The organism is uncultured Marixanthomonas sp. (assembly GCF_963974425.1).
Lineage (GTDB): Bacteria > Bacteroidota > Bacteroidia > Flavobacteriales > Flavobacteriaceae > Marixanthomonas.
In genome coordinates this window covers 16,570-38,273 of the sequence record NZ_CAXBCK010000031.1, presented here as the reverse complement: position 1 = coordinate 38,273, position 21,704 = coordinate 16,570, and the positions used below count along the sequence as shown (strand labels likewise).

Here is a 21,704-nt window from a genome sequence, read left to right as displayed (position 1 = left end):
CGATTGTCCTAATTTAAAAATTTTAGCTATGAGTTCACGATTTTCAAGAGTCAGTTTCCACACCGATACCGTCGAACGGTTCAAACAGTACGCCATAGAAAATGATGTCAATTATACCGAAACCCTAGAGGCAATGTTGGACTTTTTTGAGAAACATTCCATTGACCCCTTTGTGCCCTTTGACAATTCCATCCACAGTTTAAAGCTATTGATCGACAAACGTATGGATGCGGTTGTCGCCATATTGAGGCAAATAGAAAGGGAGCAGACAAAGCCAACCAAGGAGATGCTGGACAGGCTGTTCGAAAAACAAAGTGAGAGTAAACCTATGTATAGGGAAAAGAAAAGTTTTGGCAGAGATACCCAATGAACAGTCCGACGAAAGACTTTTCAAATCATATCCCGTTTTTAAACCAAGCCTCTGAACTCCAATAAAAATAAGAGAGCCACGCGTTGTATGTGCTTTCTTTGGACACTTAGTGGGTGCCTCGGCTTGACCCCACCCTACGGGTGTACAAGCACCCTCTTTTCGCAAAATAGTCTTTATAGAAGTACCTCGATGCCCGCCTTCTTGGCCTTGTACTGTATTTTTTCAAGCAATCCGTAATAGCCCCAGTTCCGAAGGACAAACGCTTTGCCTTTGGCGATGCCCTCTTTTTCTTTTTGTTCCAATAACAGAAGCGTGCCCGCCTGGTGGTGTACACAGAAATCAATCAGTTCCCTGCTATAGACGTGCATCCGGTACCTAACATAGTCGCGTTCCTTTCGTTCAAACTTTTTTACGGCTTTTAGCTTCCGTTTACGCCCCTTTCCGGGTCGTGTATATTTTGCCCCGGACTGTGCGCGCTTTCGGGCGGCCTGAATGGCAAGCCTTCGGTAGAGGAATTCCTCTTGGGTGCCAATGGTTTTTCTATTCCTGCCCACCTTTACCGTAATCGGGTACTCCAGGGAGAGGGAAGCCTCTGCAATTACTTCTGGTTTTACGTTGTTGTTTTCTTTCTCGATCCCAAAGACAGCCAACCAAAACACCTTTCCGTCTTTGAGTTGCAAGTGAGAAGTATAGATAGAGGTCTTACCTTCCACAGCTTGTTCCAATAGCTTCCTCTTGTCGGTAAAGTCTTTCCCCAGATAGGTTTTCAACGGGAGGCCAAAGAGCTTGAAACAAAATGCTTTTTTCTCAGCATTATATGAGATTTTGCTTACCCCCTCCATACTAAAAGGAAAGGGCATATCCCTTCGAAAATTTGTTAGGGAACGCTCGCCCTTCCAATAGGAATCCCGCTCTTTTTTAAAAGTCGAATGCAACACCATATTCAGACTGGATAGGATGTTGGTGGGCAGTTCCCCTTTAAAGCGATCCGATACCAAACGGTAGGTGGTGTTGATACGGGAACGGTTCAATGTTCCTAGGTCATCTTTCTTTTGATCGACCAGTTTGTATCGTACCCCCTCGGAGAGGTACAGAAACTCCTTGATCATTTCCTGTACATATAGGTGCGAGACAATAAGGTTCCCTGCCCTAAAACATCGGTTCTGCCACCGGTAAAGGGTGTCGAGTGCCTTTTTTCGTTCCTCTGGAGTGGGCAGGTCGATCAGCAGTTGTATTTTTCGGGTGAGTTTCATGGTCTCCATAATTAGGCGGATTGGAATTGCTGCGCATCTCTTTCCTTTAATAATTGGTAGGCGGCCATAAAGGATTGGTGTACCTCTTTTTGTGACAGTTTTAGCTCATTGGCGATGGCGGCAAAGGAGCGTTTGCCTTCCAGACGCAACCGCAGCACCTCGATCTGTTTCTTTGTCATCTCTCCCTGTACCTTTATTGATAGATTGTTTTTGCCGGAGGTTTCGAGCGTACACCCATTGTCCACTATTTTCTTGATCTCTTCAATGGTTTTCTTTACTTGGTTCGCGGTCTCGGTAATGCCCGTGCCCATCGCCTCCGCGATTGCTTTATATTGAAAACCGTGTTTCAGGCAAAGTTCCAAAAGGTGCCGTTTCTCGGTATCGAGTAGGGGAAGTATTTTTTTGACACGGTCAAACAGTTCCTGTTTACGTTCCTGCCGTTTCAGGTTCTCGGCATCGGCCAAGGGGTCGTATCCGGCCATATAGTCCTGATAGTTTTCATATCGATCCAAAGAGTTTACTGTCCTGTGGAAACGGTTTCTCGGGCGGGTATAGTAGGAGATACATTCGCGTTTCATCACAAAGCGCAGGAAATAATACATATGGTCGGCACTTTCTATCTTGTTACGGTGCATCCACAGTTTTAGGAAGGTGTCCTGCACGAGGGATTCAATGACAAAGCTATCCTTTAGCAGCTCCCATCCCACCCAGAAGATACGCCTTCGATAGGTGGCATAGATACGGGCAAGGGCAGCGGGACATCCCATTTTAAAGCGTTCATATTCTTGGTGTGGCATAACGAGCTATTATGTATTGCAAAGCTTCTTTAAAGAAGAACATGAGCTTTGAATACGAAAAAGAAGGACCTAAATACAGAAGGGCGCAGGTCTCAACTTATTGTACTAGAGGTACTGGTATACCGTGCAACAATAAGAGAGCCCACGCCCCGGGTCGTGAGCATCTTGCTTATCGTCTCGTTGCATAAAAATTACCAGTTTTCTAGTACGAGATTCAAAGCGATTGCTTCTAATAATTTAACTTAAGAAGTATCGCAAATGTAATAAACTAATACAAATATAATAAAACTTTTTGTTATGCGCACGAACGTACGCAATTATTCTTCAAGTATTCTATTTTTTTGTTATATGGCTGACATTAATAAACTCATTTCTGAATACATAACTAAAGAATGGTTAACACCTTGGCTTAATTCTAACAAATCCCAAAGAGCTTTTGCCGACCATCATAATATAGAAGAAAGTATTGTTAGAAAAATAAAGAGTACTGAAGAATACCGTATTCCTGTAGAAACACTTTATAAAATCTGTCAATCTAGAAATATTACACTTTCTGAATTTTTTAAATTGGTTAAGAAATGAATAATAAAAGAAAGTTTAAATAATTTAGTAAAAGTTAAATATGAACTTAAATAAACTTTCTTATTTTTTTATTTTATGTTCAATTTCCTGCACCCAAAAAAATAACTCCATAATTGAAAAGGAAAACCTTGAAGTCGGTGATACAACTGAACTTTTAGAATCAAATATTTTTATAAGAGATTCAACTGAGAATCAACAAGAATTATATGAAATTAATAATTCTTGGCAAAAGAATGAAAGACAACTAGAAATAAAAAAAAATATTGTTGATGATTATAACACTTCTTCACTTTATGAGACATCAAGTGACTCCCTTAAAATAAGTCATTTAAAAAAATTATTTTTCTCTTCGTTAAAAAAAGATAAAGACTCTTCTCTGATTTATAATAAGAAAATTTTTGAAATTGGGGAGAAAAACCACAATTTGTATGCAATACATATTGCGAACTATACCAAAGCAATTTACTTCTCAAGTTTCAACCAAAGTGATAGTTCTTTGAAATACTATAAAAAAGCGTTGGTTGCTGCTAATTACATAAATAACAAAAACCTACGAGCTTCTACACATTATCAATTAGGAATAACTTACACTGATTTAAATCAATTTGATGAAGCTATAAAACACATAAAAAAAACAAGAGCCTTAAATTTTAATTTAAAAAATTCCATAGGAGAGGCTAATGCTTACAATGTTTTAGGAGGGGTTTATTATAAAAAAGGAGAATTAAATAAAGCAATTCACTATTGTATTAAAGCTGACTCAATTTTATCTAAGGCAGAGGATAGTCCAGCTGTTGCAGCTATCTTGTATAATATTGGTGGAGTATTTTTAGAAATAAATGATTTTGAAAAAGCGGAAAGCTATTTTTCACGATCGTTAGAGCAAAGTATAAAAACTTCTCATGAAAACAATCAAATGATAGCTCTTTTAGGGTTAGGAGGAGTATTTCTTTTACAACGTAAATATGAAGAAGCTGAAATAAATTTAAAAAAAGCTCAAGAGTATTTTGAAAAATCAAAAAATATGCTGAGAGATGCAGAAGCTTCTTATTTATTGGGACAAGTTTACTCCGAGACTAATAATCACTCAAAAGCACTTGATTTACTATTAAAATCTCTGAAAATTAATGAACAGATTGAAGATTCAAACGGTATTATTAAAACAAATTATATAATTGGAGAGCTATATTTAAACGAAAATGAATATTCGAAAAGTCTTCCATTTTTTTTGGAGGCAGAAAAATTATCGAAAAAGTCAAACGACATTCAAGCTTTATCCACTGCAACTTTAAAATTGGCAAAAATAAATAGTTTGATGAAGAAATATGAGGAAGCGTCTTATTATTATCAACAATACATTCCTCTAAAAGACAAAGTATTGGAAATTCAAAATAGAAAACAGATTAATGAGTTAGAACAAAAATATCAAAGCAAAAAGAAAGAGCAAGAAATTGAAATGCTATCTATTAATAATAGTCTTTTAGAAGAAAAGAAAAGAAATCAAAGAAATCTATTTATTGGTACATTTATAGTTCTATTATTAGTAGGCGTTTTTCTTTATTATGGGTATCAAAATATAATTAAAACAGCACAAAAGCTCAAAGAAATCGATGAGCTAAAATCTAGATTTTTTGCTAATATTTCTCACGAATTCCGCTCTCCTTTAACCCTGATAAAAAGTCCATTACAAATTTTGAATTCAAAGCATTTATCTAATGAAGATCAAAAACATTTAAAACTAATTGATCAAAATACCAATCGCCTATTAGACCTAGTCAATCAATTATTAGAGCTTTCTAAATTAGAATCAAATAACATAAAGCTATTATTAAAGAAAGAAAATATTCAAGAGTTTCTACAAACACTATTAGAACCTTATGCTTATCAAGCCGAAAAAAGGAAAATAGTGTTCAAAAAAAGAATAGATATTCAAATAGCACAAAATTGGTTTGATAAGGATGTTATAGAAAAAATTATAAGTAACCTACTTTCAAATGCTTTAAAATATACACCTAAAGATCATACAATAAATTTTGAGGCAATAGTAGAAAATAAAATACTTATTTTAAATATTTCTAATTTTGGGGTAAAATTGAATCCAAATGAGTTAGAAAAAATATTTGAACGTTATTACCAAAAAAATGAATCTTTTGATGGCGTGGGAATAGGTTTGGCATTAGTAAAAGAGCTTGTAACTTTATACAAAGGAACTATTTCTATTACTAATGAAGAAGAAACACTTTCTTTTTTAGTGCGACTTCCTTTAGATAAAGAAAAACTTAAAGATGTAAGTGTTTTTTTAGATGATGAGGTAGAAGAAAATAAAAAATTCCTTATAAGTTCGAATGAAAATAAACAAAATGCCCCTGTTATTTTAGTCGCGGATGATAATAAGGATATAAGAGCAGTATTAAAGTCAATTTTCTTAGAATCTTACGAAGTTATAGAAGCCAAAAATGGAAAAGAGGCTTTAAAAATAGCTCAAAAAAAAGTCCCGGATATTATTATAAGTGATGTAATGATGCCTAAATTAGATGGATATAGCCTAACCAAAAAGCTAAAAGAAAGTAAGATAACCTCATTCATTCCAATTATTTTGTTAACAGCGAAAACCGGAGATGAATCCTATTTGGAAGGAGTCAATAGTCAAGCAGATGCTTACTTAACCAAACCTTTTAATCATGAAATTTTAAAAAAGAAAGTTTCAAACCTTTTAAATACCAGAGAAAACCTTCGTAACCATTATAGAAAAGAGTTAGTATTAAACCCAAAAGGAATAGTTTTAAATTCTACCGAGAAAAAATTTATAATACATTTACAAAAAGTTTTGGACGAACAGTTATTTAACCCAAACTTCTCTACTCAAAAATTTGCGACTGAAATGGGCATGAGTCGTATGCAACTACATAGAAAATTAAAATCACTGTCAGGGTTTTCTACAATTGAATTTTTAAAAAAAGAACGTTTAAAAAAGGCGAAAAATATTTTAAAAGTGGAAAAGAATATAGCTGAGGTAGCTTATATTTTGGGGTTTAATACTCCTGATTACTTTTCAAAACTATTTAAGGAAGAGTTTGGACTAACACCAACAGAATATGTAAAAAAAAGTAGCTGATTAATTCACATGTTACATTTATATGGATAGTTGTTACAATTTTTTGGGTCTTATAGTTAGGTCTGTCTTAACATTGTAAGAATAAAATTTTAACCTCAATTAATTATAACAATTATGAAAAAAATTAATCATATTTTAGTTAAACTTACTTATTTACTTATTTTCACTCCCTTTTTTTTATGGGCTCAAGCTGATATTGACTGGCAAATTTCACTAGGCGGATCAGGAGATGATACTTCTTATTCGATAGAAAAAACCGCAGATAATGGATACATTGTTGCAGGACGTTCAGACTCTACAGATGGTGACGTATCCGAAAATCAGGGGCAATTTGACTATTGGGTGGTAAAACTAAATGAATTAGGTGGATTAGAATGGGAAAAATCCTATGGAGGTACTCAAATCGAAAGTGTTAACGAAATAATTCAAACCTTAGATGGAGGCTATATAATGGCGGGTTTATCACTTTCAAATGATGGTGATGTTACAACCAATAACGGTGTTTTCGACTATTGGATTGTTAAAATAGATTCTTCTGGAACTATAGAATGGGAGAAATCATATGGAGGATCTGGACTTGATATCGCTGCAAGTATAGATCAGACTGAAGATGGAGGATACATTATTGCTGGTCAATCCGGTTCTAACGATGGTGATGTTTCCGAAAACAAAGGAGGTAATGACTATTGGATTGTTAAAATTGATTCTTCTGGAACTATAGAATGGGAGAAATCGTATGGAGGTTCAAACGGTGATAGTCCTACCAAGATTAAACAAACAAGCGATGGAGGGTATATTGTTACTGGATCATCTGCATCAAACGATGGAGATGTTACGGGGAACAATGGTGATTTTGATATTTGGTTAATAAAAATTGATGATGTAGGTGAGCTTGAATGGGAAAAATCTTTTGGAGGTACAAATGCAGATAGTAGTCAAGATTTACAGCTAACATCTGATGGAGGTTTTATTGTATCTGGTTATTTTCAAGTTATAGCTCCAGATGATTGGAATTATTTAGTTTTAAAAATTGATAGTAATGGAGAGATGATATGGGAAAAGTCACTTGGAGGGACTAGTACAGAAAATGCTTTTGGTATAGCACCTATGGGAAATGACGGCTGGATTGTTTCTGGTCATTCTAACTCAACTGATGGTGATGTTTCTGAAAATTTTGGAGGATATGATTATTGGCTAGTAAAATTAGATGAAAATGGTGAGATAGATTGGGAACAAAATTTTGGAGGTTCAGGAGATGAACAGACATATGATATAATAGAGGCAAATGATGGTGGCTTTGTTATAACAGGCCAGAGTACCTCTAATGATATAGACCTTACAAATAACAATGGAGGGATTGATATTTGGGTTTTGAAAATAATCCCGGAAGATCTAGGGTTATCTGATTTTGATAGTCAAATATCTTTATACCCTAATCCTGTTTCCAGCACACTTCACATTAATGCTAACAATAATCTAATCTCTAAAATTGGAATTTATGATGCTTTAGGGAAACTAGTTATGACTCCAACTTTTAGTGATCAAATTATTAACGTATCTCAATTAAAAACTGGAATATATTTTTTGAAAATAATAACTAGCCAAGGAAAAGCAATGACCAAAAAAATCGTAAAAATTAAATGAGAGTAGAGTTTAGTTAATAGTTAATACCTAAAGAGCTGTCTACAATAGACAGCTCTTTTCTATATTATTAAATGGAATTCAAAATAAAGGTGTATTTGTAGGTTTCTTTTTTTATGATTCTGTGAAATTCGGCAAATAATTATTAGAAATTGATAACGCTATCTAAAGCATCGTCTGTATCCTTATGGATGAAGTTTGATTGGTAATTTATTGTGGTAGTTATCGAGGAATGTCTGTATAGTTTTTGTAGCATATTAATTGGGATTTTATCTTCAGAAATAGTTCCAAAGGTATGCCGGGCTATATGCATGGTAATCTTTTTCTGCACTTCAGCTTTACTAGCTACCTGTTTTAGATATTTGTTGAATTTTTTGTTGGCTGTTTTTGATTTGGTAAAAATATCCTTTGGGTCACTTAAATTGGCTTTTTTCAATTCCGGAAAAACAAAATCAGTATTTGACTGTTTATCGTCTAAGTAGTGTTTTAAAATAGGAACTATTTTATCTGGTATCTTGAGGGAGAGTAGTTTAGCATTTTTACTCATACGGTAGTGAAGCCTACCATCATAAATATCATCCCAGCGAACCTTCAAAACATCTGATACTCGAATTCCCGCAAAATAAAAACTGAAAAGCCAGACATTTCGAGCATGTGTTTCATTTTCAGTTAAGCCTGTAACAGATTCAATTTTTTTCACCTCTTCTTTAGTAAGTCCTGCCTTTTCACTTTCAGGAAAGCGAATTCTTATTTTAGTAGCCCCAAAAGGGTATAGCTTTTTATCAACCACACCCATTTTAATAGCCCTATTATAAATAGTCCTGATTACAACTAAATTATTGACAATAGACCTTTCTGAAAGATTGTGTTTTTTGCGTAGGTACGTTTGGAATCTTTTTAAAAACGTTTCGTTTATCTCCGGGAAAGTTAATTGCTTTGATTTGGTGAATTTTAAAACGTGTTTTACACGCGCTTTATCTGCGGAGAGCCTCGACAGTTTATTGTTCAGTTCTAACTCATGAAGGAAGTCATTTGCTACTTCAAAAAAGCTAGTAGATTCAGGAGAGGAATAAAGTTGCTTTTTTATTTGATTAGCTGATATGTCTTTCTGTTGTGATTGTAAATCAATTAGCATTTTATTAGCCTCAGAAAGTTTGGTCGAAAGTAAAAGATTTAACCTATCTGAATTGGGATGTGACTTTCTAACCCGGATATTCTTTCCATCCCAATATTTTAGATCAATATAATGACCAATATAATGATACGTAGAATGACGATTCTTGGTAATACGAATTGCCAATGGATAAAGTCCTTCCTTATTCGGTTTTTTTCTTACAACTATTTTAGCATTTGAAGTCATACCTTTGAGTAGTATAGTATAAAGATAATCTTTTTTGGTACAACATAGGTACAACAAATTATGATTTTAATCGATATTATTTAAAATCATAAAAAATTAAAAGACTGTTAATTAATTGATTATGAGTATTGTTAGTGAAATTTGTTAAAAAATGAACTGGATTCAAAATCCAGTGTCTAACGACGTGCGGGTTCGATTCCCGCCCAAGGTACAAAGCTTCAACAGAGATGTTGGAGCTTTATTTTTTTACAAACCTTTCCACACTCGTTCCGTTTTCCGAAGTAATCTCCACAAAATACAATCCGTTGGAAAGTGCCGAAATATCTAGTTGACTGGTGTTTTCTTTCTCTGAAAGGATTAATTGTCCGTTTATGGAATAAACATTCAGCTTTTCAATAGTATTTTTTTCTGAAGTGATAAAAAGTGTTTCTGAAACTGGGTTGGGGTATGTTTTAAAAGTAACCGCCTCATTTTCTGAAATGGAAAGTTCTATATTTCTATAGGTAAGGTCAAACCCTGGTGCAAATGATAAAATCAATTCTTGCTCATCGGGACTATTCGGAACAGTACTTATTGTATATTCAAACCCTCCGTTGGGACTAAAGAAACCAAAATAACCTTGCTCAAAATCTGTATGAGATTGATAATCACAGTTTAATAGGGACTGCACAAAATTTTCTGGTGTCAAAGTTTCAGCTGTAGCGTCATATATAAAGTTACCATTGTATCCATTGCAGGCACCATTTCCGAAAAAATCTAAGCTTTCTTCAATTATTAAATTGGGAGAAATAGCTGGATCAATTTCAGAAACTAAAATATAATCGCCGAGGTCATATTCATAACTATATAAAAACCACGTTTGGTATAAATCTGGGTCTGGTTCTTGGCTTATGGATGTGAAACCCATTAAAAATGTTGCTAAAAGTAATAGTGTTTTCATAATAGTTGGTTGTCAGTTGGTTACTAAGTTATAAAATTTTGCTGACTTTTCCTACCTTTGAAAAATCTTAAACCCTTCCTCAATGACCGATTTTTGGCTTTTTTTTAAATTAGGATTAGAACATGTACTCGACTGGCAAGCTTACGACCATGTGCTTTTTATTATAGTGCTTTGTGCTGCTTACAACTTTAACGCGTGGCGAAAATTACTCATTTTAGTAACCCTTTTTACCGTAGGGCATACCATCTCGCTTCTATTGGCTAACTATGGTGTAGTAAGTGTTTCTAGTAGTTGGATTGAGTGTTTAATCCCTATTACCATTTTGGTCACAGCTTTGTTTAATTTGTTTACGGCCGGAAAGGAAAAACGTGCTGAAAAGTTAGGGGTGTTATATGTTGCCACTGTCTTTTTTGGATTGATTCATGGCTTTGGTTTTGCCGGTTATTTTAAGATGATAAGCGGAGATAATGATATTTTGCACTTATTAGAATTTGCCCTCGGTATTGAAGCTGCACAGTTAATTGTAGTAATTTTAGTGCTTATTTTAGCCTTTTTGGTACAAACTATCTTCCGCTTTAATAAACGGGATTGGGTGTTGGTAATTTCGTCGATAGTAATAGGTTTGGTTATCCCGATGCTTATTGACAATTGTTTTCCTATTTTTTTCTGAAATATCTTGGAGTTAAACCATTTTAGTTTCAGTAAATAATTATACTTTTATTACTTTAAAGCTTTTGCAAATGCTTAACACTGTATATTTTGCAATCGTGTAACTTCCTACTAATTTCGCTACTTATTCAATGAATATCAGTAAACAACGACAGTACGACAACGCCTATTTACGTATGGCGCAAGAATGGAGCAAACTTTCCTATTGCAAACGCAAACAAGTTGGCGCGCTTATTGTTAAAGATAAAATGATTATTAGCGACGGATATAATGGTACTCCCAGTGGCTTCGAAAATTTTTGTGAAGATGAAGAAGGCTATACCAAATGGTATGTGCTCCATGCCGAGGCAAATGCCATATTAAAAGTAGCTTCGTCAACACAATCCTGCAACGGTGCCACGTTATATATTACTCTGTCACCTTGCAAAGAATGTAGTAAGTTAATTCACCAAGCAGGAATAACCCGTTTGGTGTACCATAAGGGCTATAAAGACAATAGCGGTATAAAATTTTTAGAAAAAGCAGGCGTTACCATAACGCATATTGAAAATTTAGAATAGAAAATGGGCTACCATAAAAAATACTTACCATTAATTATTGGTACGGCATTGGCCGCTGGTGTTTTTGTGGGATCAAAACTCAATTTTAACGACACTACCGAAAAGATTTTTGCCACTAACAGCAAAAAAGATAAACTTAATCGCCTTATCGATTACATAGACTACGAATATGTAGATCGAGTGAATACCGATAGTATTGTAGATGTTACCGTTAACGGTATTTTGGAAAACCTCGATCCACATTCTGTTTATATTCCTAGTGATGAATATGAAGAAAATGCCGATGATATGCGTGGCAATTTTGTAGGCATTGGCGTTAGTTATTACATCTATAAAGATACAATTGCTGTAATTCGCTCCATAAAAGGAGGGCCAGCAGAACGAGCCGGAATTAAAGGTGGTGATCGTATTTTGTATGCAGATGAAAGAAAAATTTTTGGAGACAGCATAAACCGCGATAGCGTGATATCGTATCTTAAAGGTGAAAAAAACTCTAAGATAAAGCTGAAAGTCTACCGAAAAAACAAAAATGAGTTCCTAGATTTTAAATTCAGAAGAAAAGAAGTGCCTTTAGTGAGCGTAGATGCTTCATATAAGCTCAATGATGATGTAGGTTATATAAAATTGAATCGATTCTCTGAAACCACCTACAATGAATTTAAAGATGCGTTAGATGATTTAATCGACGAGGATATAGAAAGTTTGGTTCTAGACCTTCGCAATAATCCTGGTGGGTATATTTCAACTGCTGAACGTGTGATAGATGAATTTCTGGAAGATGATAAATTAGTATTGATCACTAAAAACAAGAGTGGTGACATCAATAAAGATTATGCCACGAGACGTGGTGATTTTGAGGATGGAAAAGTTTATGTGCTTATTAATGAAAACTCAGCATCGGCTAGCGAAATTGTAGCCGGCGCACTTCAAGATAACGATAAAGGCGTGATTATTGGGCGACGTTCCTTCGGGAAAGGGTTGGTGCAACGTGAAATGTCTTTAGGAGATGGTAGCGCTGTACGATTAACAATTGCCAGATATTACACCCCCACCGGTCGTTCCATTCAAAGACCGTATGGTAATGGCAACGATGCTTATTACAGTGATTACGAAAAACGTTATAAAAATGGCGAATTGGAACATAAAGAAGATATTGAAGTGGTAGATTCTTTAAAATTTGTGACACCAAAAGGAAAAATCGTCTATGGCGGTGGAGGCATAATCCCTGATATTTTTGTGCCAAAAGATACTAGTGTGGGTAGCGAAACCATTAATTATGTTTCGCGGAGTGGTTTTATGAGTTATTTTATTTTTGAATATTTAGAACAAAACCGAAAGCAATTCAGCGGAATGAACTTCAAGGATTTTGTTGAAAATTATACCGTCAATGAGTCGCTGTCAAAAGAATTTATTGAGTATGCTCGTTTTAACGAGGCCCAAATAAATTTAACGGGCTACGAAGCGAGGTTGAAAAAAGCTCTAAAAGCCAATATAGCTCAACAACTTTATGGCCCCAATGCTCATGAATTAATTTTAAACCAAGGAGACCTTATGCTTACCAAAGTATTGGAGCTAGAGGCGAAAGAAAAAGAAGAGCAATAGTTTTCTCAACACAAGAGAAATTACCACCTGCTAATTAAGATCTTCTTCTTTTACTTTTCTTCTGGATTATTTGCGAAATCTGTAAAATTACCAACAGTAAAATAGCACAAGCACCGGCCAATACACTAATTACGGCCACCATGCTATCACCTTCAAAAAGATGATCAAAATCTAATTTTGTAGCATTAAAAATTATTAAACCTACGGCTAAAGCTATGAGTATGTATGTGAATATTTTCATACTACAAAATTAACTAAATAATTCTTGAATATTCGATGTAAACAGTTTTACTGAAATAGCAAGTAAGATTACCCCAAATATCTTTTCAATAATACCAATTCCATTCTTACCTAGAAATCTCTGAAGAGAGGAAGAGGTTTTTAAAACAATAAAAACAACAATTATGTTGATTAATATAGCAACAATAATGTTTTCCAATTCAAATTCTGCTCGTAATGAAAGTAATGTAGTTAAACTTCCAGGCCCTGCAACGATGGGAAAAGCAATAGGAAAAACAGTTGCCATGCTTAAATCGTTGTCTTGTTGTTTAAACAAAGTAATGCCCAAGACCATTTCCAAAGCAATAAAGAAAAGTACCAATGCTCCGGCTACGGCAAATTCGTTCACGTTAATGCCAATGAGGTTTAAAATACGCTCTCCAATAAATAAGAAAACGATTAAAACAATAGCCGAAATAATAGAGGCACGACCACTTTTTATTTCTTTAGATTTTTCCCGTAACGAAATAATAACAGGGATACTTCCTATAATATCGATAACAGCAAACAATACCATAGTTGCCGTTATTATTTGTTTGAAACTGAATTCCATATCCTAAAATTTAAGCCGGCAAAAGTAATTAATATTGGAAGTTTTTAAACTATATAATGGTGTTAAATTTTTAGTAAATTTTTTTCACTAAAAACATAGAAAACCAAGTACCTTTGCCATATGTTTCAATTAGGAAAAGCGATTATTTCAGAGGATATTATTGAGAAAGAATTTGTGTGCAATCTCAGTGCGTGCAAAGGGGCTTGTTGCATTGAAGGAGAGGCTGGTGCACCTGTGACAGAAGAGGAGACTAAGATATTAAAGGAAATCTATCCAAAAGTAAAGCCTTTTTTACGCCCAGAAGGTATTCAGGCCATCGAAGCTCAAGGCACGTTTATAAAAAGCCCGCAAGCTGATCTGGAAACCCCATTGGTAAACGGAAAAGAATGTGCCTATGTAACTTTTACCGAAAACGGTACAGCTAGTTGTGGTATAGAAGATGCCTATAATGCTGGCGAGGTTGACTTCAGAAAACCAATTTCTTGCCATTTGTATCCCGTCCGTATTCAGGATTATAGTGAATTTTCAGCCATAAATTATCATAGGTGGCCTATATGTGATGATGCGTGTACTTTGGGGAAAGAACTACAAGTTCCTATCTATAAGTTTGTAAAAGACGCTTTAATACGTAAATATGGCGAAGATTGGTATGCCGAATTAGAAAAAGTGGCAGCTAACTACTAAAAACACTGTATTTCTATAGAATTCTTTCATTTTTAATAAAATCCCTTTTTTAAGCAAGTGTAACATTAGTGATACCTATTGTTACATAACTAACAGTGCTTTAAAATTAGTGCATCTATATTTGAAATGCAAGGGGGGTAAACACCCTTATTTTTTCTTTTTATAGGTGAATACCCTTGATATTTAGTATATTAGTATTTTAGATATACTACTAACTAACTTAAAATTTACAAAAAAATGAAAAAAGTACTATTAGCAATATGTGCATTAGCAATATGCTACAGTTGTAAAGACAATCCCGTTTCAAAAAAGATTAAAGAAACCCGTGATAATGTTTCAAATACTACAAAAGCAGTAAAAGAAATGAATAAAATGGGGGACGACATCAAAGAGCTTCAAAAAATGGAACCTCTTACCAATGAAGAGTTTAAAGAATGGTTGCCTGATGAGGTAGATGGAATGAAACGTATTGCATATAAGGCAGGACAAGCTTCTTACATGAAAATTGCTTCTATTGAAGCTACGTATGCTAATGAAGACAAATCTAAAAAGTTTAAATTTCAGGTAATCGATGGTGCGGGACAAATGGGCGCTTCTGCCACTGCCGGAATGCGTATGATGCTATCACAAGATTTTGAAGAGGAAGACGAGTACAAAACCCGTAGAACTGTAAAAAAGAATGGTAATAAAGCCATCGAAGAATACAAGAAAAACAATAACAACAGTGAAATCCAATTAATGGAAGATGGCCGTTTTTATATAAAAGCCAACGGTACCAATATGGATATTGATGAAACCTGGGATGCTATTGATGAATTAGATCTTGATGATTTAGTGTAATTAATCAACTTCTTTATTTTTAAAAACCGAAAGCAAATACTTCCGGTTTTTTTCATGGGTTAATTCAATAGCTGTTGAAATGTTAAAATTTGTAATCGCAAATTGCTAAAATGTTAAATTAAAAATAGTTATTAAAACTTTGTGTAGACTATTGTAAATTGGTTGTTCACCGCTGTTTTAAAGCTTCAAAACTTGATGTTAGTTACAGGACAGCAAAACTGCATAAAAACCTGTTTGTCAGTTTTATATATTATTTATTTAGTTAACCCTGCTTAGGCCCAGTAAATACGTTGTGTTGAAAACTTTGTTAAAAACCCAAACAGTATTTTACGGTAATTCCCTTTAATTTTTTCCATATTTGTTAGTCCCAAGTGGCACCGAATTTTAACAAATATAAAAACGAAGGACAATGAGCGCAGTAGAACCGATTTTGCAAGAAAACAAAGATAGATTTGTAATTTTTCCAATTCAGCACCACGACATTTGGGATTGGTATAAAAAAAGTGAAGCGAGTTTTTGGACTGCGGAAGAAATAGATTTACATCAAGATCTTAGTGATTGGAATGACAAACTAAATAAGGATGAGAAATATTTTATAAAACATATTCTTGCGTTTTTTGCTGCTTCAGATGGTATTGTAAATGAAAATCTTGCTGAAAACTTTGTAAGTGAAGTACAGTACTCCGAAGCGAAATTCTTTTATGGTTTCCAAATTATGATGGAAAACATTCACAGTGAAACTTATTCATTGTTAATTGATACCTACGTGAAAAATGAAGAAGAGAAAGATAAGCTTTTCAATGCGATAGAGAACTTCCCAGCTATTAAAAAGAAGGCAGATTGGGCCTTAAAATGGATCGAATCCGATTCATTTGCAGAGCGTCTTATCGCTTTTGCTGCGGTTGAAGGTATTTTCTTTTCAGGGTCATTCTGCTCATTATTCTGGTTGAAAAAACGCGGTTTAATGCCTGGTTTGACCTTCTCTAACGAGTTAATTTCTCGTGACGAAGGTGTGCACTGTGACTTTGCCGTTCACCTTCACAATCACCATTTAGTAAATAAAGTACCAAAAGAACGCATTCGAGAAATACTTGTTGATGCGCTTAATATAGAACGTGAATTTATTACCGAATCTCTTCCCGCAAGTCTTATTGGGATGAATTCAAAACTAATGACGCAATACCTAGAATTCGTAACAGACCGTTTATTGGTTGAACTCGAGTGCGAAAAAGAATATAACGCCACCAATCCATTCGACTTTATGGATATGATATCCCTACAAGGAAAGACGAACTTCTTCGAAAAACGTGTTTCTGAATACCAAAAAGCAGGTGTTACCAATAAAGATAAAGAATCTAACAAAATCAGCTTCGACGCAGATTTTTAAAAAATAAAAGTTTCCGCTTTCTCCCCAAGGGGCGGGCTTTTTTGTAATTAACTGATAATGTGCAAGGTAATACTGCGCAGAAGGATAATAGTCAACTATATCACTAACCTCAAATTAAAAAAAGTATGGATGTAATTAAAAGAGACGGCCGCAAAGAACCCATCATGTTCGATAAAATTACCGCCCGCGTACGTAAGTTATGCTACGGTTTAAATGAATTGGTAGATCCAGTAAAAGTTGCCATGCGCGTAATTGAAGGGTTATACGATGGTGTAACAACGAGTGAATTGGACAATTTAGCTGCTGAAATTGCGGCAACAATGACTACTTCGCACCCGGATTATGCAAGACTGGCTGCGCGAATATCTGTCTCTAACTTACATAAAAATACAAAGAAGACTTTTTCTGAAGTAATGACCGATCTGTACGAATATGTAAATCCTCGTACAGGAAAAGCGGCACCATTACTTAGTGATGAGGTACACAAAGTAATCATGGATAATGCAGAAGAATTAGACTCTACCATTATCTATAACCGCGATTTTGGCTATGATTATTTCGGCTTTAAAACATTAGAACGTTCGTATTTATTGAAGTTAAACGGTCAGATTGTAGAGCGCCCACAGCATATGTTAATGCGTGTTTCTATTGGGATTCATTTAGATGATTTAGCTTCGGCTAAAGAAACGTACGAGCTCATGTCTAAGAAGTTCTTTACACACGCAACACCAACCTTATTTAACAGTGGTACTCCAAAGCCACAAATGTCTTCTTGTTTCTTGTTGACTATGCAAGACGATAGTATTGATGGTATTTACGATACGTTAAAGCAAACGGCAAAAATTTCACAATCTGCCGGTGGTATTGGGTTGTCAATCCATAATGTGAGAGCGACTGGTTCATACATTGCAGGAACCAACGGAACTTCAAACGGGATTGTGCCTATGTTGCGTGTATATAATGATACCGCTCGCTATGTAGATCAAGGAGGAGGAAAGCGTAAAGGTTCTTTTGCAATTTACGTAGAGCCTTGGCATGCAGATATTTTCGATTTCCTTGATTTGAAAAAGAACCACGGGAAAGAAGAAATGCGCGCTCGCGATTTATTTTACGCGATGTGGATACCAGATTTATTTATGAAACGTGTTCAAGAAGATGCCGAGTGGACTTTAATGTGTCCTAACGAATGCCCAGGGTTATTTGATTGTCACGGAGAAGAATTTGAAGCATTATATGCGAAATATGAAGCTGAAAATAAAGGCCGTAAAACCATTAAAGCTCGCGAACTGTGGGAGAAAATAACAGAATCTCAGATTGAAACGGGAACACCTTATATGCTGTATAAAGATGCAGCTAACCGAAAAAGCAATCAGCAGAACCTTGGGACAATCCGTAGCTCTAACCTTTGTACCGAAATTATGGAGTATACTTCGCCGGATGAGGTTGCTGTTTGTAATTTAGCATCCATTGCCTTACCAATGTTTGTGAAAAAAGGAGAATTCGATCATAAAGAACTTTTCCGTGTAACAAAACGAGTAACAAAAAACTTAAACCGAGTAATTGATAGAAACTATTACCCAGTAAAAGAAGCCGAAAACTCTAATTTCCGTCACCGTCCGGTTGGTTTAGGTATTCAAGGATTGGCAGATGCATTTATTATGCTACGTATGCCATTTACTAGTGACGAGGCTAAAAAACTAAACCAAGAGATTTTTGAAACACTTTATTATGCGGCGCTAACAGCTTCTATGGAAGAAGCTAAAGAAGATGGCCCTTACCAAAGTTATGAAGGGTCTCCTATTTCCGAAGGGAAGTTTCAGCATAACCTTTGGGGGATTAAAGATGAAGAGTTAAGCGGCCGTTGGGATTGGGGAAAACTACGTAAGCAAGTTAAAAAGAACGGCGTTCGTAACTCTTTATTAGTTGCGCCTATGCCAACTGCTTCAACCTCTCAAATTCTTGGAAATAATGAAGCTTTTGAGCCATATACGTCAAATATCTATACGCGTCGAGTGCTTTCTGGTGAATTTATCGTGGTAAACAAACATTTATTGGAAGATTTGGTTGAATTAGGACTGTGGAACGATGATGTAAAAGAAGAAATTATGCGTGCTAATGGTTCAGTTCAGGGAGTGGATATTATTCCTCAAGACTTAAAAGAACTATATAAAACCGTTTGGGAGCTGAGTATGAAAGATATTATCGATATGTCGCGCCACAGAGGGTATTTTATCGATCAGTCACAGTCGCTTAACTTGTTTATGGAAAATGCAAACTATGCAAAACTGACTTCGATGCATTTCTACGCATGGAAAAACGGACTTAAAACAGGAATGTACTACTTACGAACCAAGAGTGCGGTAGATGCCATTAAATTTACTTTGAAAAAAGAAGTTAAAAAAGAACCTGTAAAAGAAACAGCTGAAGTAGCCGAAACAGAAGTGGAAGCAACGTCGGCAGTTACCAATAAGCCACTATCACCGCAAGAATTACGTGAAATGCTAGCCAAATCACGTACAGCAGAAGAAGATGACGATTGCTTGATGTGTGGATCTTAATTTTTGTGTTAATTATAGAAAGAAGGAGAGCTCTTTTGCTCTCCTTTTTTTATTAGGTCACTTCGCGTACTTTTTCATACACCAAGCTACTTTCCCAGCCGCGATACAATAAATAATCAGCCAGTTTTTTTCTCTTTTTCTGAAGATTAGTTTCTCGCTCTAATTGTTTTATTCGTTTGTCTGCAAGTTCGTGAAAAGTAGTATAATAATCTTTTTCAGGAATTTCCTGAAGGGCCTTTTTTATGTTGTAGGCTGAAACATCTCGAAATTTCAACTCACGAACAATCCGGTGTTTACCCCACTTTTTAGTTTTGAATTTCCCTCTTGCAAATGCTTGGGAAAAACGAGTTTCATTTAAAAAATTATATTGCAATAAATGATGAATTATATGGTCAATGGCATCAGGAATCATGCGCATGTCCTTTAGCTTTTGCTCTACTTCTTTATGGCAACGCTCCTGGTAGGCGCAGTAATTCTCTAGCTTTGCCCGAGCTTCATCTACTGTATATGTTTTTGTAGTATTCACAAGTGAAAAATAAGGATAGTTTTTCAGAAAAAAGGAATAAGTGTTGATTTAAAAATTAAGGCAAAAAAAAACCCTCTCAAATTGAAAGGGTTTTTTAATTGGATTTATTTAATCATTTCTCCGTCTTTATCGTAAAAATGATATTCCAGATACGTGTAAGCATCTCTTGGTTGAATTTTCACCCATTTTTTGTGCTCCATAAACCATTTGGTTCGCACAGATGGAAAGCCTTTTATTAAGAAGGCTGCTATAAAAGGATGTGTGTTTAAAGTCATCTTTTTATGGTTCTTGTTGAAGAGTTTTTTAAGGTCTTCGGTAATTTTATTTACTACTACTATGGGAGCTTCAATCTCACCATTTTCACCGCCTGGAGCTTCTTCAGCTGTTTTAATGTTCATCTCTGGACGAACACGTTGGCGGGTAATTTGGATCAATCCAAATTTACTTGGGGGTAGTATTTTATGCTTTGCTCTATCTGTTTTCATTTCATCACGAAGATGATTGTAGAGCTTTTTACGATTGTTGGCATTTCCCATATCAATGAAATCTACCACAATAATACCTCCCATATCCCGTAGGCGTAGTTGTCTGGCCACTTCGGTTGCTGCTATTAAATTTACTTCAAGCGCAGTGTCTTCTTGGTTTTTCGATTTGTTACTACGGTTACCGCTATTCACGTCTATTACGTGCATGGCTTCCGTGTGTTCAACCACCAAATAGGTTCCTCTGCTACTGGAAACAGTCTTTCCGAAGGACGTTTTAATTTGACGCTCAATACCAAATTTTTCATACATTGGTACTTTCGAGTCGTACAATTTGACAATATTCTCTTTGTCAGGTGCAATTTGCTGCACATAATCTTTTATTTGCAAGTAAAGGGTTTCGTCGTCGATATGTATTGCCGAAAAATCGTCGTTAAATACATCTCGAATAATTGAAGCTCCTCGGTTTAACTCGCTTAGCACCTTGCTGGGGTGGTGCGCTCCCCGTAGCTTTTTACACATCGCTGTCCAGCGATCCATGAGATTTTGTAAATCTCCATCCAGTTCTGCTACTTTTTTGCCTTCTGCTACAGTACGTATAATTACGCCAAATCCTTTGGGTTTTATACTGGTTACTAGGCGTTTTAGCCTTTCTTTTTCATCTTTGCTGTCTATTTTTTGTGAAATAGAAACACGGTCTGAAAAAGGAACCAATACTATATACCGACCAGCAATGGAAAGCTCTGAGCTTATCCGCGGGCCTTTAGTGGATATAGGTTCTTTTACAATTTGTACCAGAATAGATTGATTAGACTTTAAAGCATTATTAATGCCGCCGTTTTTATCAATCTCTTTTTCAAAAGGGAAATCCTTTAAAGAATAGTCTTTAAGTTTACCTGTGCTTACACGTTTTACGAATTTTAAAAGAGAAGTGACCTTTGGTCCCAAGTCGTGATAATGCAAAAATGCATCTTTTTCGTAACCAACATTAACGAAGGCTGCGTTAAGACCGGGAACTGTTTTCCGTATTTTGGCGATAAACACATCACCTACCGAAAACTTATTGTCCTCTTCTTCTTTATGTAATTCTAATAGTTTTCCATCTTTTAAAAGGGCAAAATCAACTTCTTGTGAACTGGATCTAATAAATAATTCGTAGCTCACTTGTAATTAATTTTTATCCCGCCCCAATTGGGGTTCCGGGATGGATTAAACAATATTTTATCACAGGTTTTTTTGTATTCAGAATACTAATATATTCAGAATAACCCGTCGAAACTACGCAGTTTTTAAGGTAAGCAAACGTTGTAATTTCATTTTCAAAGAACGTTTTAAATTTCTTTATTTCATTTTGTTGCTTCAGTTTTGAAGCAACAAAATGAAAGGTCTTTAAACGAAAAAAGTAGTTTAGAAACTACTTTTTCTTTTTGTGGCGATTAGCGCGTCTTCTTTTCTTACGCTTGTGTGTCGCTACCTTATGTCTTTTTCTTTTTTTACCACTTGGCA

The 21,704-nt window shown here is 35.3% G+C and carries 19 protein-coding genes; 11 read left to right on the top strand and 8 right to left on the bottom strand.

Annotation, left to right across the window (positions count from 1 at the left end):
- Window positions 1-28 precede the first annotated feature (28 nt).
- Window positions 29-370 carry a BfmA/BtgA family mobilization protein gene (locus AACZ92_RS10310; RefSeq protein ID WP_339700761.1) on the top strand — a complete coding sequence of 114 codons (342 nt, stop codon included), beginning with the start codon at window positions 29-31 and terminating at the stop codon, window positions 368-370.
- A gap of 173 nt (window positions 371-543) precedes the next feature.
- Here AACZ92_RS10310 and AACZ92_RS10305 read toward each other — a convergent pair whose 3' ends face one another.
- The gene (locus tag AACZ92_RS10305) at window positions 544-1,632 is read right to left on the bottom strand and encodes a hypothetical protein (RefSeq protein WP_339700757.1); all 1,089 of its coding nucleotides are present in this window, start codon (window positions 1,630-1,632) and stop codon (window positions 544-546) included.
- Between the two features lie 2 nt (window positions 1,633-1,634).
- Window positions 1,635-2,420: a sigma-70 family RNA polymerase sigma factor gene (locus AACZ92_RS10300; protein WP_339700754.1), complete on the bottom strand. Its 786-nt coding sequence runs from the start codon at window positions 2,418-2,420 to the stop codon at window positions 1,635-1,637.
- Window positions 2,421-2,717: 297 nt separating this feature from the next.
- On the opposite strand from AACZ92_RS10300, the gene AACZ92_RS10295 reads away from it, so the two are divergent.
- The 3 genes from AACZ92_RS10295 (at window position 2,718) to AACZ92_RS10285 (ending at window position 7,761) form a co-directional block, all read left to right on the top strand.
- Window positions 2,718-3,002 (top strand): transcriptional regulator, encoded by a 285-nt coding sequence (locus AACZ92_RS10295; RefSeq protein WP_339700751.1) that lies wholly within the window; start codon window positions 2,718-2,720, stop codon window positions 3,000-3,002.
- Between the two features lie 40 nt (window positions 3,003-3,042).
- Window positions 3,043-6,117 carry a tetratricopeptide repeat protein gene (locus AACZ92_RS10290; RefSeq protein WP_339700748.1) on the top strand — a complete coding sequence of 1,025 codons (3,075 nt, stop codon included), beginning with the start codon at window positions 3,043-3,045 and terminating at the stop codon, window positions 6,115-6,117.
- Between the two features lie 114 nt (window positions 6,118-6,231).
- On the top strand, window positions 6,232-7,761 hold the full coding sequence (locus tag AACZ92_RS10285; protein ID WP_339700746.1) for a T9SS type A sorting domain-containing protein: 1,530 nt from the start codon (window positions 6,232-6,234) through the stop codon (window positions 7,759-7,761).
- Between the two features lie 142 nt (window positions 7,762-7,903).
- Here AACZ92_RS10285 and AACZ92_RS10280 read toward each other — a convergent pair whose 3' ends face one another.
- Window positions 7,904-9,118 (bottom strand): site-specific integrase, encoded by a 1,215-nt coding sequence (locus tag AACZ92_RS10280; protein ID WP_339700743.1) that lies wholly within the window; start codon window positions 9,116-9,118, stop codon window positions 7,904-7,906.
- Between the two features lie 238 nt (window positions 9,119-9,356).
- Window positions 9,357-10,058: a T9SS type A sorting domain-containing protein gene (locus tag AACZ92_RS10275; protein WP_339700740.1), complete on the bottom strand. Its 702-nt coding sequence runs from the start codon at window positions 10,056-10,058 to the stop codon at window positions 9,357-9,359.
- An 82-nt stretch (window positions 10,059-10,140) separates the two neighbouring features.
- Between AACZ92_RS10275 and AACZ92_RS10270 the strand changes: the two genes are divergently transcribed.
- From AACZ92_RS10270 to AACZ92_RS10260, 3 genes are all read left to right on the top strand, one after another.
- Window positions 10,141-10,728, top strand: coding sequence for a HupE/UreJ family protein (locus AACZ92_RS10270; protein WP_339700737.1), 588 nt, complete (start codon window positions 10,141-10,143; stop codon window positions 10,726-10,728).
- A gap of 130 nt (window positions 10,729-10,858) precedes the next feature.
- The gene (locus AACZ92_RS10265) at window positions 10,859-11,287 is read left to right on the top strand and encodes a dCMP deaminase family protein (RefSeq protein WP_339700734.1); all 429 of its coding nucleotides are present in this window, start codon (window positions 10,859-10,861) and stop codon (window positions 11,285-11,287) included.
- 3 nt (window positions 11,288-11,290) lie between these two features.
- A complete protein-coding gene (locus tag AACZ92_RS10260) occupies window positions 11,291-12,889 on the top strand; it encodes a S41 family peptidase (protein ID WP_339700731.1) in 1,599 nt (532 codons plus the stop codon).
- Window positions 12,890-12,923: 34 nt separating this feature from the next.
- Here AACZ92_RS10260 and AACZ92_RS10255 read toward each other — a convergent pair whose 3' ends face one another.
- Together AACZ92_RS10255 and AACZ92_RS10250 are read right to left on the bottom strand one after the other, a co-directional pair.
- Window positions 12,924-13,130, bottom strand: a complete 207-nt coding sequence (locus tag AACZ92_RS10255) for a hypothetical protein (protein ID WP_339700728.1) — start codon at window positions 13,128-13,130, stop codon at window positions 12,924-12,926.
- Window positions 13,131-13,139: 9 nt separating this feature from the next.
- A complete protein-coding gene (locus AACZ92_RS10250; protein ID WP_339700725.1) occupies window positions 13,140-13,721 on the bottom strand; it encodes a MarC family protein in 582 nt (193 codons plus the stop codon).
- A 120-nt stretch (window positions 13,722-13,841) separates the two neighbouring features.
- Between AACZ92_RS10250 and AACZ92_RS10245 the strand changes: the two genes are divergently transcribed.
- The 4 genes from AACZ92_RS10245 to AACZ92_RS10230 all read left to right on the top strand — a co-directional run bounded on the left by AACZ92_RS10245 (window position 13,842) and on the right by AACZ92_RS10230 (window position 19,190).
- Entirely contained in the window at window positions 13,842-14,405 is a 564-nt protein-coding gene (locus AACZ92_RS10245; protein ID WP_339700723.1) for a DUF3109 family protein, read from the top strand.
- A 237-nt stretch (window positions 14,406-14,642) separates the two neighbouring features.
- Window positions 14,643-15,245 carry a hypothetical protein gene (locus tag AACZ92_RS10240; RefSeq protein ID WP_339700721.1) on the top strand — a complete coding sequence of 201 codons (603 nt, stop codon included), beginning with the start codon at window positions 14,643-14,645 and terminating at the stop codon, window positions 15,243-15,245.
- A 409-nt stretch (window positions 15,246-15,654) separates the two neighbouring features.
- Window positions 15,655-16,632: a ribonucleotide-diphosphate reductase subunit beta gene (locus AACZ92_RS10235; RefSeq protein ID WP_117157932.1), complete on the top strand. Its 978-nt coding sequence runs from the start codon at window positions 15,655-15,657 to the stop codon at window positions 16,630-16,632.
- Between the two features lie 125 nt (window positions 16,633-16,757).
- On the top strand, window positions 16,758-19,190 hold the full coding sequence (locus AACZ92_RS10230) for a ribonucleoside-diphosphate reductase subunit alpha (protein WP_339700716.1): 2,433 nt from the start codon (window positions 16,758-16,760) through the stop codon (window positions 19,188-19,190).
- A gap of 52 nt (window positions 19,191-19,242) precedes the next feature.
- On the opposite strand, the gene AACZ92_RS10225 is transcribed toward AACZ92_RS10230, so the two are convergent.
- Together AACZ92_RS10225 and AACZ92_RS10220 are read right to left on the bottom strand one after the other, a co-directional pair.
- Window positions 19,243-19,716 (bottom strand): regulatory protein RecX, encoded by a 474-nt coding sequence (locus AACZ92_RS10225; RefSeq protein WP_339700713.1) that lies wholly within the window; start codon window positions 19,714-19,716, stop codon window positions 19,243-19,245.
- A gap of 104 nt (window positions 19,717-19,820) precedes the next feature.
- Window positions 19,821-21,362 (bottom strand): ribonuclease E/G, encoded by a 1,542-nt coding sequence (locus AACZ92_RS10220; RefSeq protein ID WP_339700710.1) that lies wholly within the window; start codon window positions 21,360-21,362, stop codon window positions 19,821-19,823.
- Window positions 21,363-21,704: the final 342 nt, after the last annotated feature.

Bases quoted from the DNA above. Each gene is read 5' to 3' on its own strand.
- AACZ92_RS10310 (WP_339700761.1), top strand. From the start codon at position 29: ATGAGTTCACGATTTTCAAGAGTCAGTTTCCACACCGATACCGTCGAA.
- AACZ92_RS10305 (WP_339700757.1), bottom strand. From the start codon at position 1,632: ATGGAGACCATGAAACTCACCCGAAAAATACAACTGCTGATCGACCTG.
- AACZ92_RS10300 (WP_339700754.1), bottom strand. From the start codon at position 2,420: ATGCCACACCAAGAATATGAACGCTTTAAAATGGGATGTCCCGCTGCC.
- AACZ92_RS10295 (WP_339700751.1), top strand. From the start codon at position 2,718: ATGCGCACGAACGTACGCAATTATTCTTCAAGTATTCTATTTTTTTGT.
- AACZ92_RS10290 (WP_339700748.1), top strand. From the start codon at position 3,043: ATGAACTTAAATAAACTTTCTTATTTTTTTATTTTATGTTCAATTTCC.
- AACZ92_RS10285 (WP_339700746.1), top strand. From the start codon at position 6,232: ATGAAAAAAATTAATCATATTTTAGTTAAACTTACTTATTTACTTATT.
- AACZ92_RS10280 (WP_339700743.1), bottom strand. From the start codon at position 9,118: ATGACTTCAAATGCTAAAATAGTTGTAAGAAAAAAACCGAATAAGGAA.
- AACZ92_RS10275 (WP_339700740.1), bottom strand. From the start codon at position 10,058: ATGAAAACACTATTACTTTTAGCAACATTTTTAATGGGTTTCACATCC.
- AACZ92_RS10270 (WP_339700737.1), top strand. From the start codon at position 10,141: ATGACCGATTTTTGGCTTTTTTTTAAATTAGGATTAGAACATGTACTC.
- AACZ92_RS10265 (WP_339700734.1), top strand. From the start codon at position 10,859: ATGAATATCAGTAAACAACGACAGTACGACAACGCCTATTTACGTATG.
- AACZ92_RS10260 (WP_339700731.1), top strand. From the start codon at position 11,291: ATGGGCTACCATAAAAAATACTTACCATTAATTATTGGTACGGCATTG.
- AACZ92_RS10255 (WP_339700728.1), bottom strand. From the start codon at position 13,130: ATGAAAATATTCACATACATACTCATAGCTTTAGCCGTAGGTTTAATA.
- AACZ92_RS10250 (WP_339700725.1), bottom strand. From the start codon at position 13,721: ATGGAATTCAGTTTCAAACAAATAATAACGGCAACTATGGTATTGTTT.
- AACZ92_RS10245 (WP_339700723.1), top strand. From the start codon at position 13,842: ATGTTTCAATTAGGAAAAGCGATTATTTCAGAGGATATTATTGAGAAA.
- AACZ92_RS10240 (WP_339700721.1), top strand. From the start codon at position 14,643: ATGAAAAAAGTACTATTAGCAATATGTGCATTAGCAATATGCTACAGT.
- AACZ92_RS10235 (WP_117157932.1), top strand. From the start codon at position 15,655: ATGAGCGCAGTAGAACCGATTTTGCAAGAAAACAAAGATAGATTTGTA.
- AACZ92_RS10230 (WP_339700716.1), top strand. From the start codon at position 16,758: ATGGATGTAATTAAAAGAGACGGCCGCAAAGAACCCATCATGTTCGAT.